The sequence below is a fragment of the Rhodococcus sp. IEGM 1306 genome (assembly GCF_036541985.1).
GTDB lineage: Bacteria > Actinomycetota > Actinomycetes > Mycobacteriales > Mycobacteriaceae > Rhodococcus_F > Rhodococcus_F qingshengii.
Map to the genome: position 1 here is coordinate 1 of NZ_JAZHFF010000001.1, position 4,406 is coordinate 4,406.

General features: G+C 61.7%; 5 protein-coding genes. 1 reads left to right on the plus strand and 4 read right to left on the minus strand.

Translation table 11 applies throughout. The features are described 5' to 3' along the window. Positions 1-90: 90 nt before the first annotated feature. The 4 genes from V3587_RS00005 to V3587_RS00020 all read right to left on the minus strand — a co-directional run bounded on the left by V3587_RS00005 (position 91) and on the right by V3587_RS00020 (position 3,611). Positions 91-519, minus strand: a complete 429-nt coding sequence (locus tag V3587_RS00005) for a hypothetical protein (RefSeq protein WP_225320164.1) — start codon at positions 517-519, stop codon at positions 91-93. 21 nt (positions 520-540) lie between these two features. Next, a complete protein-coding gene (locus V3587_RS00010; RefSeq protein ID WP_064443637.1) occupies positions 541-1,209 on the minus strand; it encodes a FadR/GntR family transcriptional regulator in 669 nt (222 codons plus the stop codon). Positions 1,210-1,311: 102 nt separating this feature from the next. Continuing rightward, positions 1,312-2,517, minus strand: a complete 1,206-nt coding sequence (locus V3587_RS00015) for an MFS transporter (protein WP_042447245.1) — start codon at positions 2,515-2,517, stop codon at positions 1,312-1,314. A gap of 122 nt (positions 2,518-2,639) precedes the next feature. Further along, a complete protein-coding gene (locus V3587_RS00020) occupies positions 2,640-3,611 on the minus strand; it encodes a helix-turn-helix transcriptional regulator (RefSeq protein WP_283375980.1) in 972 nt (323 codons plus the stop codon). A gap of 102 nt (positions 3,612-3,713) precedes the next feature. Between V3587_RS00020 and V3587_RS00025 the strand changes: the two genes are divergently transcribed. After that, entirely contained in the window at positions 3,714-4,181 is a 468-nt protein-coding gene (locus tag V3587_RS00025; RefSeq protein ID WP_030536456.1) for a VOC family protein, read from the plus strand. Positions 4,182-4,406: the final 225 nt, after the last annotated feature.

A 4,406-nucleotide genomic window follows, 5' to 3' on the forward strand; every position in this document is an offset into this window, starting at 1 on the left:
CTCGAACATACTTTCGAGTCAAGGATATTTTCGAGAAGGTGAGGTGGGCCCGGCCGTCGTGATTCTGTTGTTCGAGAACAGGTTCCGTCGCTACTCGACTCGTTGGAGGAAGGGGCGAGGCCAGGCGCCGAGTGCGAGAACGGCGAGGATCGTCTGGACTAGTCCGGTGGTGAAGAAGATGCCCTGCAGTGGCGACCAGGCGAGAACGATGGCGATCTCGACGAAGATCCAGATCATCATGGTCAGGCCGGCGGCCGCGTGCAGGCCCCACGTCAGACGGAACCTGTTGTGCTGAGCGAAGAGCGCGGCGGCCTGGATGCCTCCGACGACAACGCCGAGGAGGATTCCGGGCCAGAAATATGAAGGGAAGACGGTTCCCTCGATCCACTCAGGAGGCAGGCCCATCCCGCCGCCGATCGTCAGGCCCGCCATTCCTACGAGCGCAGAGAGCAGGTTTAGCCACGCGATGGCGGACAGACCGATCCGGAGACCCCGTGGAGGGAGCGATGTGGACGTCATGCCTGACAACGATAGAGAGGGTCAGTCGAGCCCGTCCATGTTCCTGCGCGTTGCCGCGCTGGCAGCGTCGGCATCACCCGCGACGATGGCTTCTACTAGATCTCGGTGGGCAGCGGCTTCGTCGTCGATCGATTCGGGGTCTCGCGCCGCGACGTCGGTGATCACGTCCAGGGCCGAGTTGCGGAGCGTTTCGATGAATGAATCGAACACCATCGACAACACGCTGTTGTGCGCAGCATTCACCACGGCGCGATGTAGTTCCATGTCAGCGTCGACAAATTCTGTTGGTGTCGAGGCATTTTCACGGGCTTCGAGTGCTGCGTGTAACAGATCGACGTCGGCCGAAGTTCGGCGCATGGCAGCCAGGCGGCCCGCTTCCACTTCCAGGAGTCTGCGTACTTCGTAGACTTCGCGGCGGTCCGAGCGTTTGAGTTCTCGCTCGAGTTCTGTGACCGGTGTCGAGGACATGACGTAGGTGCCGGACCCTTGATGCGAGTAGAGCTGGCCTGACGCAATCAGTGCGCGAACGGCCTCTCTGCCGGTCGAACGCCCGACTCCGAGGAGTGTGCTCAGATCCTGTTCGTTCGGGATTTTGGTCCCGACCGGCCACTCGCCGTCGCCGATGAGGCGCGCAAGTTCGTCCGCGGCTTTCTGTACCAGCGACTGCTGCTTGATCTGGCGCACTGCCATGTGACTGCTCCTGACTGACTCGGTGAACCGCAATGGAGCGGCTCACCGAGTAATACTTCATGTCCTCCGATGAATCTTCAGACTACGGGGCCGTCTTTCGGTTTATCGAAGGGCGATGACGTCCAGTTCGCGCTCCGTCTCGTCTTCCGGGTCGAGTCGTCGATCGCGCAAGGTGAATGCGATGACGGCGCCGACGAACAGCACTGCAGTTGTCGCCCCGATCGCCATGCGCGGTCCGAAGTGATCTGCCAGGTAGCCGAACAGCGGAGATGCGATGCCCCCCACGGACATCGCGAGTCCGAGCGTCACCCCACTTGCTGTGCCGGGGCGATTCGGTAGGTAGTCCTGCGCCAATGTCACCTGTGGCGCGAAGGGCAGGAACATAGCAAATCCGAGACAGACGATTCCCAATTCGGCAACTGCGACGTGCGGGGCGGCAGCGAGCAGTGCCAGTGAAGGTACCGCAAGCAGGTAGCCGAGTCGGATGGATGCGCGTCGACCACGACGGTCCGCGAGGACTCCTCCCAGTAGCGTTCCGGCCGCTCCTGCCAATGTGAAGGAGGACAACACGATTGCAGCGCTCGAGGACGATCCGTTCAGTGCGTTGAGCACGAACGGTGAGACCAACGACAGTGTGGTCACGTACGGAATTGACCAACAGACCGTTACCAGCACGAGTCGTGTGAACGAGCGCCAATCGTCTGACACGGGACCGTTCGCTGCCAGTTGCGCACTCAACGACTGGGCTGATTCGGCCGCACCCGTGTTGGCCGATCGCGACTGGGCGACCATCCACCAAATAGCCGCCACCACTGCAGGAACTGCGAGCAGATAGCCGCCGGACAAACCGAGTGAGCCAACCACGAGCGTGACAAACGGTGGCGCCAGCGAGGCGCCCAACGTACCGCCCACGGAGAACACGCTCATGGCTTTCTGTGAATGACCTCCAGCCGCGCGTGCCAAATTTGTGGCGGGAGGATGGTATGCGGCGATGCCGATGCCGGCCACGGCAATTGCCAGCCAAGTGACGATGTAGGTGGTGCTCATCGCTGCCACGACAATGCCTGCTGCGGCCGTCACAAAACCTGTGGGTACCAGCCAGTTTCGGCTCTTTCGATCGACCAGCATGCCGAATGCAGGTTGCACGACACTGGATAGTCCGGTCGCGGCGAGCGTGATTCCGGCGACCGCGGAATAGGAATATCCGCGTTCGAGCATCATGAACGGCAACAGTGCAGGCACAGCCCCCTGGTACAGATCGTTCACGACGTGTGTGCCGGTGAGAAATGCAACTTGCCCCTTCTTCATCTCCTTGGGCATCCCTTCGTTCAGGTCTTCAAGTCCTCAGGTCCTCTGAGGACGTGAAAGCTATCACGAACCCGCGGGCGCACGGTTGTGTTGGAGACCTGGATCTCATTCGAGACGACTGACTAACTCTCAGCAGTCGCGGCGTTGCGGGCGGCGAGTTGTGCGAAAGCGTGGGTAAGTTCTGCCGGGCCGACGACATCGATGTCGGTGTCGAATCGGTTGAAGGAGGCTGCCAGCGCCGTCCAAGACCATGATCCGGCTTCGAGAATGCACTGCTCGGGGCCAAGATCTTCGACGATGCCATCCCCGACAAAGGGAAGAACATAACTGGCTGGTCGATGGAGAACGACCTTGCCATGGCACGGCCAATTGTTGATATGTTCCGATCCTTTGAAGCGCGCGGACACGTATTCGCTGACGTCGCCGCCGGGGATTTCCTTCGGCGTGAACCGGGGACCGTTCGGGGTGCGTGGGGTGATGCGATCGGCGCGGAAGATTCGCCAGTCGTCTCGCGCGAGATCCCACGCGACGAGATACCAGCGACGCTTGGAGGTCACCAGATGATGCGGCTCCACTCGGCGCGGGGGTGTTATTTCGCTGTTGTTTGAGTGGTCGTTCGAGTAATCGAAGCGGAACACCTCGCGACCGCGGACTGCAGCGGAAATCGCTACGAGCACCTCTGGGGACGCGGAGTCTGCGTCGCCGGAACCGGCCGAAATCGTGGTGAACGTGAGCGCGTCGAGGCGATGGCGCAGACGCGACGGCATCACTTGCCGCACAGTGGTCAACGCTCGAACCGCATCCTCTTCGATACCGACGCCGGTCAGCGTCGCCGCCTGCAGCGCAACTGCCAGTGCGATGACCTGATCGTCGTCGAACAGCAGGGGTGGCAGCTCGCTGCCGGCGTCGAGTCGGTATCCGCCGTCCGGGCCCATGGTCGCCGCAATGCGGTAACCCATCTCCCTGAGCCGGTCGATATCGCGGCGGGCCGTGCGATGGCTGATGTCGAGCCGCTCGGCGAGTAGAGCGCCCGGCCAGTCGCGCCTCGTCTGCAAGAGGGACAGCAGATTCAAGAGTCGAGTGGTGGTCGCCATGCGGTGAGACTACGACGAGTCTAGGACGAAAACAGTCCTATACGGCTGTGAGAGTCGACGTTGTCAGGGAAAACCCGAGCGACGTTCGTACCAGGAGCAGACATGAGCATCAAGACAACGACCCACCTCAACTTCCGCGGAGACGCCCGCGCGGCTCTGGAGTTCTACCAGTCCGTCTTCGGTGGCCAGGTCACGATCGCAACCTACGGCGACTTCGGGATGCCCAAGGAGGTGCCCGGCGCTGAGAACGTCGTGTTCGGCCAGGTGGAGACAGAGGACGGCTTCTGTGTGATGGCATACGACATCCCTGGACAGTCGGGCGGCTCGGCCGGCAACGCAGGCTCGACACACCGCGAGAACGGCACCACGATCACCGACCAACCGTTCTTCGTCTCGGTTCGCGGTGAAACCCTCGAAGAGGTGCAGAACTACTGGGCCGAACTCTCTGCTGGTGCATCGATCATCGAGGGTCTTGCCGCCGCGGCGTGGAGCCCCGGTTTCGGCATGCTCACCGATGCGTTCGGGGTGACGTGGATCCTCGACGTCGCTGCCGGCGAAAACCCGGCCTGATCATTCAGACGACAAAGCCGCTGGCACCAAAAGGTGTCCAGCGGCTCCGGCGCGTCGGTGCCCGTCTTGCGCCTCTCGGCAAGTGGCCACTCGAAGTGGCAATTCTGGGGTGGTACCCGGGGCAAAGAACCGAACACCGACACCATCTCCAACGAACCTCCACATGGAGTTATTCCATGCTGACTTGTGCCGCGGTCAATCGTGGTCCTGCTCATCGCTCAGCTC

Excerpts from the sequence above, each read along its gene's own strand:
- V3587_RS00005 (WP_225320164.1), bottom strand. The coding sequence starts at position 519 with ATGACGTCCACATCGCTCCCTCCACGGGGTCTCCGGATCGGTCTGTCC.
- V3587_RS00010 (WP_064443637.1), bottom strand. The coding sequence starts at position 1,209 with ATGGCAGTGCGCCAGATCAAGCAGCAGTCGCTGGTACAGAAAGCCGCG.
- V3587_RS00015 (WP_042447245.1), bottom strand. The coding sequence starts at position 2,517 with ATGAAGAAGGGGCAAGTTGCATTTCTCACCGGCACACACGTCGTGAAC.
- V3587_RS00020 (WP_283375980.1), bottom strand. The coding sequence starts at position 3,611 with ATGGCGACCACCACTCGACTCTTGAATCTGCTGTCCCTCTTGCAGACG.
- V3587_RS00025 (WP_030536456.1), top strand. The coding sequence starts at position 3,714 with ATGAGCATCAAGACAACGACCCACCTCAACTTCCGCGGAGACGCCCGC.